Source organism: Antrihabitans cavernicola (assembly GCF_008297975.1).
In the GTDB taxonomy this organism is placed as follows: Bacteria; Actinomycetota; Actinomycetes; order Mycobacteriales; family Mycobacteriaceae; genus Antrihabitans; species Antrihabitans cavernicola.
In genome coordinates this window covers 242,149-260,264 of sequence record NZ_VLNY01000003.1, presented here as the reverse complement: position 1 = coordinate 260,264, position 18,116 = coordinate 242,149, and the positions used below count along the sequence as shown (strand labels likewise).

Here is an 18,116-nt window from a genome sequence, read left to right as displayed (position 1 = left end):
CTGGTGACCGGGGTGTCCACACGGCGAAAGGACTCGGCCGGTGTACCGTGCCCCAGTGTTCCTTAGACAGCTCGAGCCGCGCACGGGGCGATCTGCCAGCGACGTGATCAAGTACGCACTGTGGCCTATCGCCATCCTGACCGTGCTGCAGCGAGTGGTGGTCAAGGCCGTGAACGGCTACATCACCGACGACTACTCCCCTGTTTATCGCGCCGCCCTTGCCTTTCTGAATCACAAGCCCGTCTACGACACCAACTTCGACTACGTCGACCCGCACTACCTCTACGCGCCCAGCGCCACATTGCTGTTCTCGCCGATCGCAATCATCGACCCGGAGAAGTCGCGGTGGTGCTTCATCGCGATCAACGCGATCGCGATCATCATCGCGGGATACCTGCTGCTGCGGTTGTTCAAATTCACGCTGTCGTCGATCGCGGCGCCGATTCTATTGCTCACGATGTTCATGTCGGAGACTGTCACCAACACGTTGGTCTTCACCAACGTCAACGGCCTCGTCCTGCTCGGCGAAGTCGGATTCATCATGTTGTTGCTCTCGCGGCGTGACCTGTGGGCGGGTGTGGCGATGGGCCTCACGCTCGCAGTGAAACCGATCCTCGCTCCGCTGCTGTTGATCGCGCTGGTTCGCGGGCAATGGAAGGTCTTCATCACGGCAATCGGTGTTCCCGTCGTGCTGACGCTCATCGCATGGCCGCTCTCGGCCGACCCGATGGACTTCATCCATCACACCGCGCCCTACTTGAGCGAGTCGCGCGACTACTTCAACAGCACGATCGTCGGAAACGGCTTGTACTACGGCCTTCCCGACGGTCTGGTGTGGTTCATGCGAGTGCTGTTCGGCATCATCGTGCTGGTCTCGCTCTGGCTGCTGTATCGCTACTACCGCGACGACGAGCTGTTCTTCGTCACCACCGCGTCGGGCGTCCTGATGACTGCGCAGTTCCTGCTCAGCTCGCTTGGCCAGATGTACTACTCGATGTTCCTGTTCCCCATGCTGATGACGGTGGTGCTTCGAAACTCGGTGCTGCGGAACTGGCCTGCGTGGCTGGCGATCTACGGATTCCTGTCGTACGACCAGTGGTTGTCCAACAGATTCCCGACCATGGGTCGGTGGGCGGAGTACATGAAGATCACGTTCGGCTGGAGTCTGCTGCTGATCGTGGTGTGCGCCGTTCTGGTGGATCGCTATCTCGTCGCGAAACGCGAGGGCAGGCTGGAGTCGGGAATCGACCCCGCATTCCTGAGGGACGCTGAGCCCGAACGGGTGCCCGCGCGGTCCTGAGCACGCATTACGCGACGACGTATTAGCGTGGAGGCATGAGTTCCCTGGAGAACACTCCCGCAGACCAGATCACCGAGGACCAGTGGCGCGAGCGCCTCACGCCCGACGAGTACGCGGTACTCCGCAAGGCAGGCACCGAACGGCCGTTCACCGGTGAATACACCGATACCAAAACCGAAGGCGTCTACGCTTGCCGCGCCTGTGGCGCCGAGTTGTTCCGCAGCTCGGAGAAGTTCGAATCGCACTGTGGCTGGCCGTCGTTCTTCGACCCGAAGGACACCGACGCCGTGATCCTTCACGAAGACCGGTCGATGGGCATGAAGCGTGTCGAGGTCGTGTGCGCCAACTGCAAGAGCCACCTCGGCCACGTCTTCGAAGGTGAGGGCTACGACACCCCGACCGATCAGCGCTACTGCATCAACAGCATCAGTTTGACGTTGCGACCGAAGGAGTAGCGCTCCCCGCACGCCTACGTCTGCCGGCCCCTGACCTGGGTGAATGTACCTTTCGTTCGCTCAGATCGAACGAAAGGTACATTCACCCGGGAACGACTACGGCAGTGCGTTAGTTACGGCAGTGCGGTGATGAGCTTCTCGACATCGACTCGTGGACCTGTGAAGAACGGAACTTCTTCGCGCACATGACGCCTCGCCTCGGTCGCGCGAAGATCGCGCATCAGGTCGACGATCCGATGCAACTCCGGCGCCTCGAACGCGAGGATCCATTCGTAGTCGCCGAGCGCGAACGAGCTGACCGTGTTCGCCCGCACATCGGGGTAATCGCGAGCCTCCTTGCCGTGATCGGCGAGCATCTTGCGGCGCTCGGCGTCGGGCAGCAGGTACCAGTCGTACGAGCGGACGAAGGGGTAGACGCAGATGTAGTTGCCCGGCTCCTCCCCCGTCAGAAACGCAGGCAGGTGGCTCTTGTTGAATTCCGCAGGGCGGTGCAGCGCCACGTTGCTCCACACCGGCGCGCTCGCGCGACCCAGAGCCGTGCTGCGGCGGAAGTCGGAATACGCAGCCTGCAGATCCTCGATCTTCTCGGCGTGCGTCCAGATCATGAAGTCGGCATCGGCGCGCAAACCCGCCACGTCGTAGATCCCGCGTACCACCACGTCTTTGTCGGCGAGGCCTTCGAAGAAGACGCGTGCCTCCTTGATGGCGGCCTCGCGATCGTCGCCGAGAACGCCCGGTTGCACCTGGAAGACCGAGAACATCAGGTATCGGATGGTGGAATTGAGTGCGTCGAAGTCGAGGCGTGCCATGCCTCTATGGTGCCACTCGTGCCGCCAAGCGCTGCGCTGCGGCCGTACCCGACGCCACGCACGCGGGAACTCCGACTCCGTGCAGGAACCCGCCGGCCACCTCGAGCCCGTCCAGTCGTGCCACGCCGTCCTCGATCGCACGCACCCGATCCAGGTGGCCCGGCCCGTATTGCGGCAGCCCTGTCCACCACCGCTGCACCACTGATCCGACCGGTTCGGCGGTAACGCCCAGGACGGTCGACAGGTCGGCTCGAGCCGCAGACACCAACTCGGCATCCGGCCACCGCACCGTCGAGTCGTCACCGAATCGACCGAACGACGCGCGAACCAACACGGCCTCACGTTCGCGCAAGTGTGGCCACTTGTTGCTCGACAGCGTGAAAGCCTTGGCGTGCAACGGTTCCCCCGATCCGATGAGTACACCGGAGTGCTGGGGCAACGCGGTGTCCGCCGGAAAAGCCAGTGTTACCAACGCCGACGCGGCAACAGCGATCCGACTCGCAGCTCCGGCGGCGTCGGGTGCACTGTCGCCCAACAGCGACGCAAGACCCGGTGCGGGAACAGCGAGCACGACGGCGTCGAATGTCCCGATCGGCGCAACCGACCACCGATCACCAACCCGCTCGAGGGACTCCACTGCGGTCCCGGTGAGTACCGATGCATCGGCTGCTGCCACCAACGCGTCGAGGAGCACCCCGTAACCATCGCGGATACCGCCGAAGACCGGACCCGCGCTCGGCTGCGGCATCGCGTCGCGCACAGCCTGTGTGAGGTTCGGCGCACCCGCATCCAAGGCCTTCGCCAAGGTCGGCAGTGCGGCACGGATCCCGATGGTGTCGGCACGCCCGGAATACACCCCGCCCAACAACGGATCGACCGATCGCGCCACCACCTGCTCACCGAAACGCGCGGCAACCAACGACGCGACGTCGACGTCGGTATCGCGATTCCACGTCAGCGCAGAGTTGGGCTCGTCGGTGATTCTGGCGATCGTCGCGTCGTCGACCAGACCGACCATCGAATCCGGCCCCGATGGGACGCCCATCAGTGTCGCGGCGGGGAGCGCATGCAACGACCCGCCCGCAAACACCAACGGCCGCAACCCCGCTGGATGCACCAGCTGGTCTGCGAGACCCAGTTCGGTGAGCAGCGCAGGCACCTCCGGGCGTCGGGCTATGAACGCCTCCGCACCGACATCCACCGAACCACCGGCCAGAGATTCGGTGCGCAGCTTCCCGCCGACTCGGTCGGACGCCTCGATCACCGTGATCGTCGCGGCGTCACCGAGGCTGTGCCGCAAGCGATAAGCGGCAACCAGGCCGGCGATACCGCCGCCGATCACCGCAACCGACGTCACAGCGAATGCACCAGCTCCACCACCGACGTGAGCACAGTGGGATCGGTGTCGGGGAGCACGCCGTGGCCGAGATTGAAGATGTGACCCGCAGAGCCGAGTGCGATCGCCTCGTCGGCCTCGGCAGCGATCCGTCGCACCTCCGTATCGACGGCCTCCTGACCGGCGAACAGTACAGCGGGATCGAGGTTGCCCTGCAACGCTTTTCCGGCTCCGACGCGTCGGGCCGCATCGGGTAGCGGGATGCGCCAGTCGACGCCGACCACGTCGGCGCCCGCCTCGCCCATGACGCCGAGCAGCTCGCCGGTGCCGACGCCGAAGTGAATGCGCGGCACGCCCCAATCCGACAGCTCGGCGAACACGCGCTCGCTGTGCGGCAGAACGAAGGTGCGGTATTGCGCGAGCGAGAGCGTGCCCGCCCAGGAATCGAAGAGCTGGATAGCGTCGACACCGGCCTGCAGTTGCGCCTGCAGAAAGCCGATGGTGATGTCGGTCAACGCGCCCAGCAAGGCATGCCAGGTGGCCGGATCGGAGTGCATGAGCGCCTTGGTGCGCTCATGATTGCGGCTCGGCCCGCCTTCGACCAGATACGACGCCAGCGTGAACGGTGCCCCGGCGAATCCGATCAGCGGCGTATCGCCCAGCTCCGCGGTGAGGAGTTGAACGGCCTCGCCGATGGCGCCGACAGCGCCGGGCTCGAGGTGTGGCAGGGCGGCAACGTCCGCCGTCGAGCGGATCGGGTTCGCGATCACCGGGCCGACACCGGACACGATGTCGAGATCGATGCCCGCCGCCTTGAGCGGTACGACGATGTCGGAGAACAGGATGGCCGCGTCCACGCCGTGGCGGCGAACCGGCTGCAACGTGATCTCGCAGACCAGGGCCGGATCGAAGCACGATTCCAGCATTCCGATGCCTGCGCGGATCTCCCGATATTCCGGTAACGATCGTCCGGCCTGCCGCATGAACCACACCGGCCGACGGCTCGGAATGCGGCCTGTCGCCGCGGCGAGAAACGGTGAATCGACCAACTGCCGGCGGGTGCTTCCCAGTAATTCGCTCATCTACTCCATCGTCTCACGCGGTAAAGCGGTGACTACTCGGCGCGCCTGCCGCTCGCGAGCAGCAACCCCGTCTACCGTCCGATTCTGTGACAACGTCGGGTACCGCTGCCGAGCCAGCACCGTTTCGCGCCGCCATCGACGCGATGCATGCGGCTGTGGTCCATCCAGGCATCGAACTGGGCCCGATGCGTCCGCCGCAGAAGCTGGCTCCCTACTCGTATGCGATCAGCGCCGAGGTCAAGCACGCCGATACGGACGTGATCCCCGAACAGTCCGAGGGTGACGCCTTCGGCCGTCTGATCCTGCTCTACGACCCCAACGGCGACGACGCGTGGAACGGCAACCTACGACTGGTCGCCTACATCCAGGCCGACCTCGAAGCGGCGCTCGCGGGCGATCCGCTGCTGCCCGAGGTCGCGTGGAGTTGGTTGACCGAAGCGTTGGAATCGCGCTCCGAACCGCTCAACGCTCTCGGCGGCACTGTCACGGCGACCAGCTCGGTCCGCTACGGCGACATCGCCGGTCCGCCCAGTGCGCACCAGCTCGAGCTGCGCGCATCCTGGACAGCAACGTCCGAAGCTCTTGCCCCGCACGTAGAAGCGTTCTGCGACGTACTCGCCTACGCGGCTGGTCTGCCGCCCGCCGGCATCACCGAACTGGGCCAGCACAACCGGACTTAGCTGCCCACCGCCACGCGCTCGGTCGAGCGCGCATGCACCCGCGACCACTCCAGGAACCTCGTCACACCGTTGAGTACCTCGATGCTGCGAAGTGATGCGAACACGTCGAACGCGTGCTGCGCTCCCTTCAACTCGGCGTAGGCCACCGGATTTCGGGATACCGATCGCAGGTGCTCGACGAACGCCCGCGATTCGGGCACCGGCACCAGCGAATCGTTCGAGCCGTGCACCACGAAGAACGGCGGGGCGTCCGCGCGAACCTTCGCGTAGGGCGAGGCCACAAGATAGTCGTCCGGGAACTTCGCGCCCTTACCGAACACCATCGGCATCAGGAACGATTCGCTGCGCAGGCGCACACTCTTCAGTCCCGTCTCGTTCGCCATGTCCGTCGGCGCGTACATCGGAACACAGGCCTGAACCGACGTGTCGGCCGACTCGAATCCCGGTTGCACCGATGGGTCGTTCGGTGTGAGCGCCGCGAGTGCAGCGAGGTGCCCGCCCGCGGATCCGCCGGTGATAGCCAGGAACTCCGGCGTGCCCCCGTACTCGCCGGCGTGCTCCTTGAACCAGGTGATCGCACGTTTGACTGCGATCGGCTGGTCAGGCCATTTCGCCTTCGGCGACAGCGGGTAGTTGATCGACGCGCAGACCCACCCGCGCGATGCCATCTCCACCATCAAGGGCAACGCCTGGTGATCTTTGTTGCTGGTCACCCAGCCGCCACCGTGTATCTCCAACAGCAGCGGAGCGTTCGACGGCATGTCGCGGTGATGAAAGATGTCGACGGCAAATCGCTTGCCGCCCTCCGCGTACGCCAGGTTGCGGTGCCGGACGACGTCGGGTCGCCGGACATGGAACGGCATCGCCAACTTGCGCAACGGCAATGCCTCGGCGGTGCGACCGGGTAGGTCGGCCACCTCGCGATAGTCGGGGCCCAAACCCTCGGTGAGCGCGTCCTCCACCTCGGTGCCTGCTCGGCGGGCGCTCACGGTCATCGCCGCAAGGCCGATCGCGGACGCACCCGCCGCCGCTACGCCGAGGCGGTCGGATCGATCGCCGAGACCGCGTCGCGCCACGTGCACCGACGCGTCCAGAGCCGTCGCGGCAAGGAGCTGCGGCGCCAGCTCCGAGGTGAGCCACCCCGCGAAGAACACCGGAAGCGAGGCCGTCATGCCCGGCACCGGGCGCACCGCATTCACCGTCAATGCCAGATTTGCCGCTTGTCGAAACAGGAACCGTCGCGTCACGCCGTCAACTCCTCCGTGACCATCATCACCATTGATTTTGCCGAACCGATGGACGCCATTCTAGAACACGTTCTAGTATGGTCGCCATGGAGAGACTCAGTGGGCTCGATGCCAGCTTCCTGTATCTGGAAACCTCGACCCAACTGCTGCACGTGGTGGGGCTGATCGAGCTCGATCCATCCACCACGCCGGACGGATATTCGTTCGAGAAGCTCAAGGCCGAGCTTGCCATTCGCGCGAGAATGATGCCGGGCTTCCGACGCAAAATCCATGATTCGAGATTCAATCTCGATCATCCGGTGTGGGTCGACGATCCCGACTTCGACATCGACCGGCACTGCCACCGCATCGCCGTGCCCGCACCCGGCGGCCGCAAAGAGGTTGCCGAACTGTGTGGCCATATCGCCAGTCAACCACTCGACCGCAGTAGACCGCTGTGGGAGATGTGGGTGATCGAGGGGCTCGAGGACGGTCGAGTGGCTGTCGTATCCAAGATGCACCACTCCGGTGTCGACGGCGTGACCGGCGCCAACATGATCTCGCAACTCTGCAGCCTCGAACCGGACGCCGCACGCCCGGAGATCGCGGATACTCGCGGGAACGAGACGGGCGGTGCCAACAATATGGAGCTCGCGCTCGGCGGCCTCCTTGGATTCGCCTCTCGCCCTGTGCAATTCGCAAAGATGCTGCCGTCCGCGATGCCATTGCTACCCGGCTGGATCGGGCGAGCCCGTCGAGGCGAGGCGATGCCCGCGCCGTTCACCGCACCACGCACGTCCTTCAACGGCACCATCACAGGTCATCGCAGCGTCGCATTCACGAAGCTCGCGATCGCCGACGTCAAGACTGTGAAGAACGCGTTCGGCGTGAAGGTCAACGACGTGGTGCTCACTCTCGTCGCCAGTGCGTTGCGCATGTACCTCGAAGATCGCGGCGAGCTTCCCGACTCGTCGTTGGTTGCGATGGTGCCGGTGTCGGTACACGCCACATCGGATCGGCCGGGCACCAACAAGGTCTCCGGCATGTTCAGTCAATTGCGTACCGACATCGAAGATCCGGCCGAGCGGCTACAGGCGATCGCCGAGGCCAACGTGGTGTCCAAGCTGCACAACGAGGCGCTGGGCGCGACCCTGCTGCAGGACTGGGCACAGTTCGCCTCGCCTGCCACCTTCGGTGCGGCGATGCGGCTCTACGCAGGCCTCCGACTCGCCGAACGCCACCCGGTGATTCACAACCTGGTCGTCTCCAATGTCCCGGGCCCTCCGGTTCCGCTCTATTTCCTTGGTGCGCGTATCGACGGCATGTACCCGATGGGACCCGTCTTCCACGGTGCCGGGTTGACCGCCACCGTGATGTCGCTGGAGGACAAGCTCGACGTCGGATTGATCGCCTGCTCCGAGCTGGCTCCCGACCTGTGGTCTCTGGCCGACGCATTCCCCGAGGCGCTCGAAGAGTTGGTCAAAGCCGCACACGAGCGAGAACAGACGAGCACGCAGGTAGCAACCCCGAGCTGAACTCCTCGGCGTTCATGACGCACCCTGCGTGTCCGCAGTTCACTTCGTAACTCGTTGCACCTGCGATCTGGCGTGCGAGCCAACGCTGTCGGCTCGGCGGAATCGCGCGATCTCGCGCGGTGACCACCACCGAAGTCGGCACATCGATGTCGGCGACCCAGTCGGCGGAATCGAACTTGCCGATGGCCGCAACTGCCCCGCTGACGGCGCCGGACGTTGTTTGCCGGAACTGCTCGTAGGCCCATCGTCGATCGCCGACGCCCTGCCTGCCGCCATCGACGGGAAGCGGACCCGCGTCCGCGCCGATAGTGGCGACCGCGCGCGCGAATCCGTCGAGCACCATCCGCTCGCGAGGTGCGCGACGAAAGCTGGTGGTGGCCGCGCACAGCACCAAACCCGCAACTCGATCGGCATGCATACGCCACGTGAGCTGCGCCAACAGTGATCCCATCGAGTATCCGACGGCGACGAACCTGTCGATACCCAGAACGTCTGCCAACGCGATGCCGTCGTCGACACAGTCTTCCAACGTGAATCGGGGACTACGGATCCCCCGGCCGTGCCAGCGCTGATCGAAGACCACGACGCGCCCCTTGGCGGCGAGGCGATCGAACACCGGGTACCAGGTCAGCATTCCGGTGCAGGCAACCGAGTGCAGCAACAGCAGGGTCGGTCCATCGGACGGCCCGGAATCGACCACGTACGTGCTGCCTCGGCCGGGCAGATCGACCATAGTTCCGGTCCGGATCTCGCCGACCGGCGCAACGGCAGTGAGCTTCATCTCACCAACATAACTAGAACAGGTTCTACTGTGTCAACCAGCACAGGTCGAGACCACGATCCCTTTCGCCTGGAAATCTCAGGGGTCGCGCAGTTACCGAACCATCGGCACGTAAAGTTCTCCACTATGTCCGAGGCCGGTACGTCCGAAGTAGAACAAGCATCGGACGGTCCTGTGCCGCTTCTGGAACCTGCGGACGGCGTGCCGCCGGTGATCGACACAGCCGATGCCGTCGCCGAGGCCGCAGCGGAGCTCGCAGCCGGCACCGGACCCTTGGCCGTGGATGCCGAGCGGGCGTCGGGTTTCCGATACTCGAATCGGGCGTATCTGATTCAGCTGCGACGAGCAGGCAGTGGCAGTTTCCTCGTCGACCCGATCCCGGTCGCCGGCGATCTGGCGCCGCTGGCCGAGGCGATCAATCCGCTCGAATGGGTGCTGCATTCGGCCGACCAGGACCTGCCGGGGCTCGATGAACTCGGCTTGCGCCCTGCCGCGCTGTACGACACCGAGTTGGCAGGCCGACTCGCCGGGTTCGAGCGCGTTGGCCTGGCCGCGATCGTCGAACGCACACTCGGCCTGGAGTTGCGCAAAGGGCACGGCGCCGCCGACTGGTCCACGCGTCCACTCCCCGATACCTGGCTGAACTACGCGGCACTCGACGTGGAAGTGTTGCTCGAGCTGCGCGAGAAGATGGTCGAGGAGCTGGCCGCGACCGGCAAGACCGATTGGGCCGCAGAGGAATTCGAATACATTCGCACCGCGGGGCCGCCGAAGCCGAAAGCCGAACGGTGGCGCCGCACGTCGCAGATTCACACACTGAAGAAGGCTCGGCAGTTGGCCACGGTGCGTCAGTTGTGGCTTGCCCGAGACGAATTGGCCAGCCGCAAGGATATCGCGCCGGGCCGCGTCCTTCCGGATTCGGCGATCGTGGCGGCCGCGTCGGCCGATCCGAAATCGGTTGATCAGCTGCGTAAGGTGCCTGTCTTCGGCGGGCCGCGGCAACGACGGATGTCGAGGGTATGGCTGGACGCCATCGACGAAGCCCGGGCACTGCCCGACAACGAACTCCCGCCGGTGAATCAACAAATCACCGGACCGCCGCCGATCAACCGCTGGTCGCGCCGCAATCCCGAAGCGGCACAACGGCTCACAGCCGCAAGGGCCGCGATGGCCGCCCTCAGCGACGAAGTGTCGGTTCCTGTCGAGAACATCTTGCTACCGGACCTGCTGCGGCGTTTGGTCTGGGACGGCATCGAGTGGGACGAGTTACTCGCGACACCGGACATGTTGGTGCCGGCGATAGACGACTATCTGGCGGCGGGTAACGCACGGGTGTGGCAGCGCACACTCACCGTCCATCGCTTGGCCGAGGCAATCCTGACCGCACCGGCCGTCGCCGAAGAACCGGCGACCGACTAACCGAGCACCTGCTTACCGGCATCGAGCACCGGGTGGGCGCTGTCGACCGGATCGAGACCCGCAACCCAGCCGGTGATCCGGCGAGAGAGATCCTGCGCAGTCAGGCCCAGTTCGCGGTGAATCTGATCGCGCGAAGCGTGGTCCAGAAACTGTTGCGGCACACCGAGATCGCGACACGGTACGTCCAAGCCCGCAGCGCGCAGCATCGCGGACACCGTCGAGCCGATACCGCCGTGCAGACCGCTGTCCTCGACCGTGACGACGATCCGGAACTCTTCGGCGAGCTTCACGATCGCCTCGGGAACCGGCAACACCCAACGCGGATCGACCACTGCCGCAGAGATGCCCTGCTCGGCGAGGCGCTGTGCCGTATCGAGCGCGAGGGTGGCGAACGGTCCGACGGCAACCAGCAGGACGTCGCCCTGTCCCCCGTTCGGCATGTGCAGCACGTCGACACCGTCGATGCGATTCACCGCAGCGATCTCTTCGGTGACCGCACCCTTCGGAAACCGCAGTGCCGTAGGACCGTTCGAGATCGCCAGCGCCTCCGCCAACTCTTCGCGCAAGGTGGTGGCATCACGCGGTGCGGCAACCCGCATACCCGGAACGATGCCGAGCAACGACAGATCCCACATGCCGTTGTGGCTTGCGCCGTCTGATCCGGTGACGCCCGCACGGTCGAGCACCAGCGTGACCGGCTGCTGCAGCAACGCAACGTCCATGAGCAGTTGATCGAAGGCGCGGTTGAGGAACGTCGAGTAGATGGCGACGACCGGATGGAGACCGCCCAGGGCAAGCCCCGCCGCCGAGGCCATCGCGTGCTGCTCGGCGATACCGACGTCGTAGGTCCGATCGGGGAAGCGCTGACCGAAGGCGGCCAACCCCGTCGGCCCCGCCATTGCTGCGGTGATGGCGACGATGTCGTCGCGTTGCTCCGCTTGCGCGATCAGCTCGTCGGAGAATACGGACGTCCAGTCGCGCGCGGACGTGCTCGTCGACTTGCCCGTGGTCGGGTCGATGACGGCGACCGAGTGCATCTGGTCGGCTTCGTGGTTCTCTGCGTGCTCGTAGCCCATCCCCTTGCGGGTGACCGCATGGACGATGACCGGTCCGCCGAAGTCCTTGGCGCGTCGAAGCGCGGCCTCCATGGCCTGTTGATCATGACCGTCGACGGGCCCCAGGTATTTGATTCCCAAGTCGGTGAACAGCACCTGCGGGCTCATCGCATCCTTGAGCCCGACCTTGATGCCGTGCAACACCGAGTAGGTCGGCTTGCCACCGGGAACCCGCTGCAACAAGCGCCGCCCGGTGTCGAGGAAACGTTCGTAGCCCGGCTGCAACCGCAGTGCCGCGAGTCGATCGGCAAGTCCACCGATCGTGGGCGCGTACGAGCGGCCGTTGTCGTTGACGACGATCACCAGCGATCGGTCGCGTCCGGCCGCGATGTTGTTCAGGGCCTCCCAGCACATCCCGCCGGTCAAGGCACCATCACCGACGACGGCGACGACGTGACGATCCTCGCCCTTGAGGGCGAAAGCCTTCGCGAGCCCGTCGGCGTAGGACAGCGAAGCCGACGCGTGCGAGGACTCGACCCAGTCGTGCACGCTCTCCGCACGGCACGGGTAGCCGGACAGACCGCCCTGCTTCCGGAGCGTCTCGAAGCGGTCCTTGCGACCGGTCACGATCTTGTGGACGTACGCCTGATGACCGGTGTCGAAGATGATCGCGTCGTTGGGCGAGTCGAACGTGCGGTGGATCGCGAGCGTCAGTTCGACGACGCCGAGGTTGGGGCCGAGATGGCCGCCGGTCGCCGACACCTTTTCGACGAGGAAGTCGCGAATCTCGGCTGAGAGCATCGTCATTTCGTCGAGTGAGAGCCCACGAAGATCAGCGGGCATGTCTACCCGGGACAGAACACCCAACGAAACGCTCCCTCCGGATTGCACGACCCCTGCGGGCCAAAACAGTCCCGTCAGTCTACGGAGCGCATCGAAGCGCCGCCGCACACTCCCTGAGACTCTTGTCACCTGCGATCGAAGTCCTCTCACACTATGCGGCGATCCCCTCCAGGACCACAGTAGATCCGAGCACACCCCATCAAGTCCACGCGTCCTTCGATCAGAGCAAGCCTGCCGCTGCGAGGCCGGTCCGCAGCCGTTCGACGTGTTCGGCTGGGCCCTGCCGCAACGGCATTCGCAGTCGGTCGGACTCGATGATCCCCATCATCTTCAGCGCGGCCTTCACCTGGATCGCACCTTGCGAGATGTTCATGATCGCGTCGATCGCGGGAATCAGCTGTCGGTGGATCGCGCGCGCCCGCACCAGGTCGCCTCGGTCCACGCAAGCGATCATCTCGGCGTAGCGGTCGCCTGCGACGTGTCCCACCACGGACACGATTCCCGTGGCGCCCTGCGCGAGGTGCGGGAGGTTGATGACGTCGTCACCGGAGTACCAGAGCAGATCGGTCTCCGCCATCAGTCGGCTGGCCTCGAACAGGTCGCCCTTGGCGTCCTTGACAGCCTTGACCTGCTCGATCTCGGCGGCGCGTCGAATCGTGTCGGTGGTGAGCGCCGTGCCGGTGCGGCCGGGAATGTCGTACAACATGACCGGCGTCTGCCCGCCGGCCTCGGCGACGACGCGGAAATGTTCGAGGATGCAGTCCTGCGGGGGCTTGTTGTAGTACGGCGTGACCACCAACAGCGCGTCCGCGCCACGGGCCACCATCTCTCGCGCGGCACGGGCAGAGTGCTCGGTGTCGTTGGTGCCGCAGCCCGCCATCACCGCTACGCGATCGCCGACGGCTTCGACGACCGCTTGCACCGACGCGTAGTCCTCGTCGTCGGTGGTGGTCGGTGATTCACCGGTGGTGCCGTTGACCAGTAGCCCGTCGTGGCCGTGGTCGGCGAGGTGAACGGCAAGCCGCTGCAGGCCGTCGTAGTCGATCGAGCCGTCGTCGTGCATGGGCGTCACCATCGCGGTGATGACGCGGCCGAACGGGGTGGTCTCCATAGTTGCTGGACACTACCGTCGGCGGGCGCCCTTCGGTCACCCACCGACGTTAGGGTGAAGCAATGCCGAACGTGGTCGACGGGTTCATTGCCGCGGTCTACGACGAGTGCCTGCGCAATCGGGACGGTGCGCTGGCGGACTACATTCCGGAACTGGACGCCGTCGAACCCGACTCCTTCGGCATCTGCATCGCCACCAGCGACGGGTACGTCTACGAGGTCGGCGACACGGACGTGCCGTTCACCATCCAATCGATCTCGAAGCCCTTCACCTACGGCCTTGCTCTTGGCGATCGTGGGCTCGCAGGAGTGGCGGAGAAGATCGACGTGGAACCGTCCGGTGAGCCGTTCAACGAGATCAGCCTGGACCCGGTCACCGAGCGTCCGCGCAACCCGATGATCAATGCAGGCGCCATCACGTCGGCGTCGTTGATCACCGGCGCATCGGCGTCCGACAGGTTCGAGCGAATTCGTGCCACCTACTCGCGCTACGCCGGGCGTGAGCTGGCCATCAACGACTCCGTTTATCGATCCGAAGCGCGCACCGGGCATCGCAACCGGGCCATCGGGCACATGCTGCGCTCGTTCGACATCATCACCGACGATCCCGACCAGGCTGTCGACACCTACTTCCAGCAATGCTCCATCGACGTCACCTGCCGCGATCTGTCGATGATGGCAGCAACGATGGCCAACAACGGCGTCAATCCGACGACCCACGAGCGCGCGCTGTCGACCGAACTGGTCGAACGCGTGCTCAGCGTCATGACCACCTGCGGAATGTACGACGCGGCCGGAACCTGGGTTGCCGACGTCGGCCTGCCTGCCAAGAGCGGTGTCGGCGGCGGTGTGTTGGCGGTGTTACCCGGTCAAATCGGGATCGCCGTCTACTCGCCGCGCCTCGACGAGCACGGCAACAGCGTCCGCGGGGTGCAAGCGTGCCGGATGCTGTCGCGCGAACTAGAACTGCATTTCTTGCACGTGCCGAGGCCCGCAAAATCGTCCATTCGCGCCCGCTACACCGTCGCCGACGCGCCGTCGCGAACTCGACGCACCGATGCCGAACGAGCAACGCTGCAGCGCAACGGATCTCAGGGTCGAATTTTCGAACTGCACGGCGACCTACTGTTCGCGGGCGCGGAAACGGCGGTTCGCGAGATCAGCCTGCTGCGCGACAAGGTGGACGCATTGATCATCGATGTCCGTCGCGTGGACGACGTCGGTCTCGTCGCGCGTCGCATGCTCGACGATCTGCGCCACGATCTCCTGACCCGCGGCTGCCAGGTGGTGCTGGTGGATCCGGAGGGCCTGCTCGGCGGTGCCGGCGTCGGCTCCGACGCCGCGAAAGGCCGCACTTTCGCCGATCTCGAATCGGCCACCGAGTGGGTAGAGGAGATTCTGCTCGATCGGCACTGCGGTGGTCGCCGACAACCCACATCCGTGCCGATCGGCGACCATCCGATGCTGGCTCGACTGACGCCGAAGCAACTGTCGAATTTCCTCCCCGAGTTGGCGGAACGGACCTACGTGCGCGACGAGGTGCTGATGCGGCACGGCGACACCCCTGACGGGTTGTTCCTGATCACGAGCGGGCGGGTCAGCACCACCGTGACGGCGCCGGACGAGGTGACACACCGGATCACCACTCTGGCCGCCGGTATGAGTTTCGGCGAGATGCCGATGTTGCTCGGTACCGATTCCCTGGTGGATGTGCGCGCGGACTCCCGGGTCACGGTGTACGTGCTGCCTGCGGCGGCGTTCGCGGCGTTGACGACCGCGTATCCGGACGTGAAACTTGCCTTGCTCGAGCAGCTGGCGGCGGGCGCCTATCAGCAGATGTCGGCGGCGATACAGACTCTGAGCCAACGCATTTCGAGCTGATTCCAGCGCCGCTACATCAGGATCAACTTGACCGCGAGCAGGATCATCACGATGCCGATGACGGTGTCGAGAATCCCCCACGTGAGGGGTCGGGCTACGACGTCAGCAGCAGCTCGTGCCCCGTACCCCAACCCGGTGAACCAGATGACGCTGCCTGCGACCGCGCCGCCGCCGAACCACCATCTGCCCTGCGCACCATATTGATTCGCGATCGAACCGAGCATCAGCACGGTGTCGAGGTAGACGTGCGGGTTGAGAAAGGTCAACGCGAGCGTCGCGGCGATCACCGCGGCCCTCCCCCGCCCGTTCTCCGGAGCGGGTCGCAGCGACTGCGGCTTCCGCGCGCGCCACAACGACAGCAGCCCGAACCCGACGAGGTAGGTGGCACCGATCCACACCAGAACCGACAGCGCGGTCGAGTTGCATTCGATGATTGCGCCGACGCCGCTCACGCCGGCCATGATCAGCACGGCATCGGCGAATGTGCAGATCGCGACCACGACACCGATGTGATTGCGCGAAAGTCCTTGCCGGAGCACGTATGCGTTCTGCGCGCCGATCGCGACTATGAGGGAGAGGCCGGTCAACAAGCCCGCGAGGAGTGCTGTCATCGACACTGACGCTAGGTCTCGGCACCACATTAGTGAAGCGAATGTTTCTAACCAACCATTAGCATCACTTCACATGAACGATGATCAACTGGACGCGCTGGCGGCCATCGTCGACCACGGCACTTTCGATGCCGCGGCGCGTGCGCTGTCGGTGACTCCGTCCGCCGTCAGCCAACGGATTCGCGGATTGGAATCGACCGTCGGGCAGGTATTGGTCGTACGCACCACGCCGTGCCGGGCGACCGACGCAGGCACAATTCTGCTGCGGATGGCACGACAGCGGCGACTGTTGACCAGCGAGGCACTTGCCGAATTGTCTTCCGGTGAGCGCGCGCTGACCGAACTCCCGGTCGCCGTGAACGCGGACTCCCTCGCAACCTGGTTCCGACCGGTGATCGACGAGTGCGCCCGATGGGGTGAGGTGATGCTGCGGCTGCACGTCGAAGATCAGGATCACTCTGCCGCACTGTTGCGCAGCGGCGCAGTTCTGGGCGCCGTGACCTCCGATCCCGTTGCGGTGCAGGGCTGCTCGGTGGAACCGCTCGGCTTGATCCGCTACCTACCGGTTGCCGCACCTCAGCTCGCCCAACGCTTTTCGACGGCACGGGGTACCGCTTGGTCGTCGATGCCTGTCGTTCGATTCAACGCCAAAGACGATCTGCAACAACGAATACTCGACGCGCATCGCGTGAACTCGGTGCCACCGACGCATCGAGTGCCGTCGTCGGAGGGCTTCATCTACGCAGTCCGCGCCGGATTGGGTTGGGGCACCGTGCCGGAGGATCAATTGGGCGACGACCTAGAGACAGGACGGCTGGTCAGGCTGAGCATCCGCGATCGCGTAGACGTACCCCTGTACTGGCAATGCTGGCGGCTGCGATCACCCCGAGTGGATCGCATCACCGAGATGGTGCGCGCCGCAGCCGCACCCCTTCGACGGTGAGCTACCCGCGACTGCGTGCCCGATGCCGCCGCACCGCGTCCCGATTGGAACACGCCGGGCTGCAGTAGCGTTGCCGTCCGTTGCGTGAGACGTCCGCGAACACCCGACCACATTCCGCGGTGGCACACCTGCCGAGTCGATCCATCCCACGCCCCGTGAGGTGCAGAGCTGTTCCGACGCTCAAGAGCGCCTCGAGAACGCCGCTCAACGGCATGTCCGGGTCCCGGTAGTGAATATGCCAGCCGGTCTCTGCGTGGTCCGTCAACCGTGGATAGGCCGATGCCCGAGCGAGCAGTCGGTTCAGCAGCAGTGCGCGCTCGGCATCCGACTCTGCGTCGACCACCTCGGTCCAGGCGTCGAGGAAACGGTGGGTGGCGGCGAAGTCGGCGGCGGTCGGTTCGACCTCGACCACCACACCCGCGTCGACGCATCGCCGCGCGAGCGCTCGGACGTCATCGGGCGGGTCGTTGACGAGCTCGGTCGCCAGCACCACCGCATCGGCACCGTAAGGGTTGAGATGCACAATGGCATTACAACACACTGGTGGGATGACCGACATGCATGGACACCAGTGGATGAACGAATCGACCCATAGGACGAGTACCGGCACGGTGTCTTACCAACGCTGCAACTGCCGTGCGCGCCGATTGGTCGAGTACGTGGAGACACCGATTGTCTTCCGAATCGGTTGCGCTGCAGACGATCAGCCCCTCCGACCCGTCAACTTCTTCAGCTGCCAGAAGTAGTGCCAGGTGGGCGCGCGGCCACGCGTCGTGACGGCTCGGCGCCCAGGAGATCACCGTCGAACTTGTCGCATCCTGCTTCGTCCACGGTTCTGCCTGCGAGCATGTCGGGGGACCCAGGCGTCGTCGTAGGCGTAGTGGTTGATCGCGGCGCGAAGCGGGCCCGGCTTGTCGGCGCCCGGCATGTCGAACAGTGGCGAAAGAATCGTGTCCCACTGGTCGTCGCCGATGCGACGGTATTCCCGCACCGCCAAGGGGATCCGTTGCAAGTACTCCCGAATACCGGGAGGAATCGCACGATATCGGT

Annotated in this window: 17 protein-coding genes; 7 read left to right on the top strand and 10 right to left on the bottom strand. The window is 65.0% G+C overall.

The genetic code is table 11. The annotated features are described in order from the left end of the window. Positions 1–40: 40 nt before the first annotated feature. On the top strand, positions 41–1,300 hold the full coding sequence (locus tag FOY51_RS08450; RefSeq protein ID WP_149429772.1) for a glycosyltransferase family 87 protein: 1,260 nt from the start codon (positions 41–43) through the stop codon (positions 1,298–1,300). A 35-nt stretch (positions 1,301–1,335) separates the two neighbouring features. Next, a complete protein-coding gene (gene msrB / locus FOY51_RS08445; RefSeq protein WP_149429771.1) occupies positions 1,336–1,755 on the top strand; it encodes a peptide-methionine (R)-S-oxide reductase MsrB in 420 nt (139 codons plus the stop codon). 113 nt (positions 1,756–1,868) lie between these two features. Here the strand turns inward: msrB and hemQ are convergent, their stop codons facing one another. Genes hemQ through hemE form a run of 3 tightly spaced genes read right to left on the bottom strand, consistent with a single transcriptional unit; the run spans position 1,869 to position 4,982 of the window. Beyond that, positions 1,869–2,564, bottom strand: coding sequence for a hydrogen peroxide-dependent heme synthase (hemQ, locus tag FOY51_RS08440; protein ID WP_149429770.1), 696 nt, complete (start codon positions 2,562–2,564; stop codon positions 1,869–1,871). Between the two features lie 4 nt (positions 2,565–2,568). Next, a complete protein-coding gene (locus FOY51_RS08435; RefSeq protein WP_149429769.1) occupies positions 2,569–3,921 on the bottom strand; it encodes a protoporphyrinogen oxidase in 1,353 nt (450 codons plus the stop codon). Next, complete coding sequence (hemE, locus tag FOY51_RS08430) at positions 3,918–4,982, bottom strand: uroporphyrinogen decarboxylase (protein ID WP_149429768.1); 1,065 nt, start codon at positions 4,980–4,982, stop codon at positions 3,918–3,920. The genes FOY51_RS08435 and hemE overlap by 4 nt, the downstream gene beginning before the upstream one ends. An 86-nt stretch (positions 4,983–5,068) precedes the next feature. On the opposite strand from hemE, the gene FOY51_RS08425 reads away from it, so the two are divergent. After that, complete coding sequence (locus FOY51_RS08425; RefSeq protein ID WP_149429767.1) at positions 5,069–5,662, top strand: DUF3000 domain-containing protein; 594 nt, start codon at positions 5,069–5,071, stop codon at positions 5,660–5,662. Here the strand turns inward: FOY51_RS08425 and FOY51_RS08420 are convergent. Then, positions 5,659–6,909 carry an alpha/beta hydrolase gene (locus FOY51_RS08420; protein WP_149429766.1) on the bottom strand — a complete coding sequence of 417 codons (1,251 nt, stop codon included), beginning with the start codon at positions 6,907–6,909 and terminating at the stop codon, positions 5,659–5,661. The genes FOY51_RS08425 and FOY51_RS08420 overlap by 4 nt on opposite strands. Positions 6,910–6,995: 86 nt before the next feature. Here FOY51_RS08420 and FOY51_RS08415 point away from each other — a divergent pair, with 86 nt between their 5' ends. Then, a complete protein-coding gene (locus FOY51_RS08415; RefSeq protein WP_149429765.1) occupies positions 6,996–8,423 on the top strand; it encodes a WS/DGAT/MGAT family O-acyltransferase in 1,428 nt (475 codons plus the stop codon). Here FOY51_RS08415 and FOY51_RS08410 read toward each other — a convergent pair. After that, positions 8,368–9,204 (bottom strand): alpha/beta fold hydrolase, encoded by an 837-nt coding sequence (locus FOY51_RS08410; RefSeq protein WP_149429764.1) that lies wholly within the window; start codon positions 9,202–9,204, stop codon positions 8,368–8,370. The two genes, FOY51_RS08415 and FOY51_RS08410, sit on opposite strands and share 56 nt — an antisense overlap. 126 nt (positions 9,205–9,330) lie before the next feature. Between FOY51_RS08410 and FOY51_RS08405 the strand changes: the two genes are divergently transcribed. Further along, complete coding sequence (locus FOY51_RS08405) at positions 9,331–10,623, top strand: HRDC domain-containing protein (protein ID WP_149429763.1); 1,293 nt, start codon at positions 9,331–9,333, stop codon at positions 10,621–10,623. Here the strand turns inward: FOY51_RS08405 and dxs are convergent. Continuing rightward, entirely contained in the window at positions 10,620–12,545 is a 1,926-nt protein-coding gene (gene dxs, locus FOY51_RS08400; RefSeq protein ID WP_149429762.1) for a 1-deoxy-D-xylulose-5-phosphate synthase, read from the bottom strand. The genes FOY51_RS08405 and dxs overlap by 4 nt on opposite strands. 196 nt (positions 12,546–12,741) lie before the next feature. After that, positions 12,742–13,632, bottom strand: a complete 891-nt coding sequence (gene dapA, locus FOY51_RS08395) for a 4-hydroxy-tetrahydrodipicolinate synthase (RefSeq protein WP_149429761.1) — start codon at positions 13,630–13,632, stop codon at positions 12,742–12,744. Between the two features lie 62 nt (positions 13,633–13,694). Between dapA and glsA the strand changes: the two genes are divergently transcribed. After that, the gene (gene glsA / locus FOY51_RS08390; RefSeq protein WP_149429760.1) at positions 13,695–15,512 is read left to right on the top strand and encodes a glutaminase A; all 1,818 of its coding nucleotides are present in this window, start codon (positions 13,695–13,697) and stop codon (positions 15,510–15,512) included. Positions 15,513–15,523: 11 nt separating this feature from the next. On the opposite strand, the gene FOY51_RS08385 is transcribed toward glsA, so the two are convergent. Next, positions 15,524–16,123, bottom strand: a complete 600-nt coding sequence (locus FOY51_RS08385) for a LysE/ArgO family amino acid transporter (RefSeq protein WP_149429759.1) — start codon at positions 16,121–16,123, stop codon at positions 15,524–15,526. A gap of 73 nt (positions 16,124–16,196) precedes the next feature. On the opposite strand from FOY51_RS08385, the gene FOY51_RS08380 reads away from it, so the two are divergent. Beyond that, complete coding sequence (locus tag FOY51_RS08380; protein ID WP_149429758.1) at positions 16,197–17,066, top strand: LysR family transcriptional regulator ArgP; 870 nt, start codon at positions 16,197–16,199, stop codon at positions 17,064–17,066. 1 nt (position 17,067) lies between these two features. On the opposite strand, the gene FOY51_RS08375 is transcribed toward FOY51_RS08380, so the two are convergent. Together FOY51_RS08375 and FOY51_RS08370 are read right to left on the bottom strand one after the other, a co-directional pair. Further along, the gene (locus FOY51_RS08375; protein ID WP_149429757.1) at positions 17,068–17,589 is read right to left on the bottom strand and encodes a CGNR zinc finger domain-containing protein; all 522 of its coding nucleotides are present in this window, start codon (positions 17,587–17,589) and stop codon (positions 17,068–17,070) included. A 273-nt stretch (positions 17,590–17,862) separates the two neighbouring features. Then, entirely contained in the window at positions 17,863–18,057 is a 195-nt protein-coding gene (locus FOY51_RS08370; RefSeq protein WP_149429756.1) for a hypothetical protein, read from the bottom strand. Positions 18,058–18,116 lie beyond the last annotated feature (59 nt).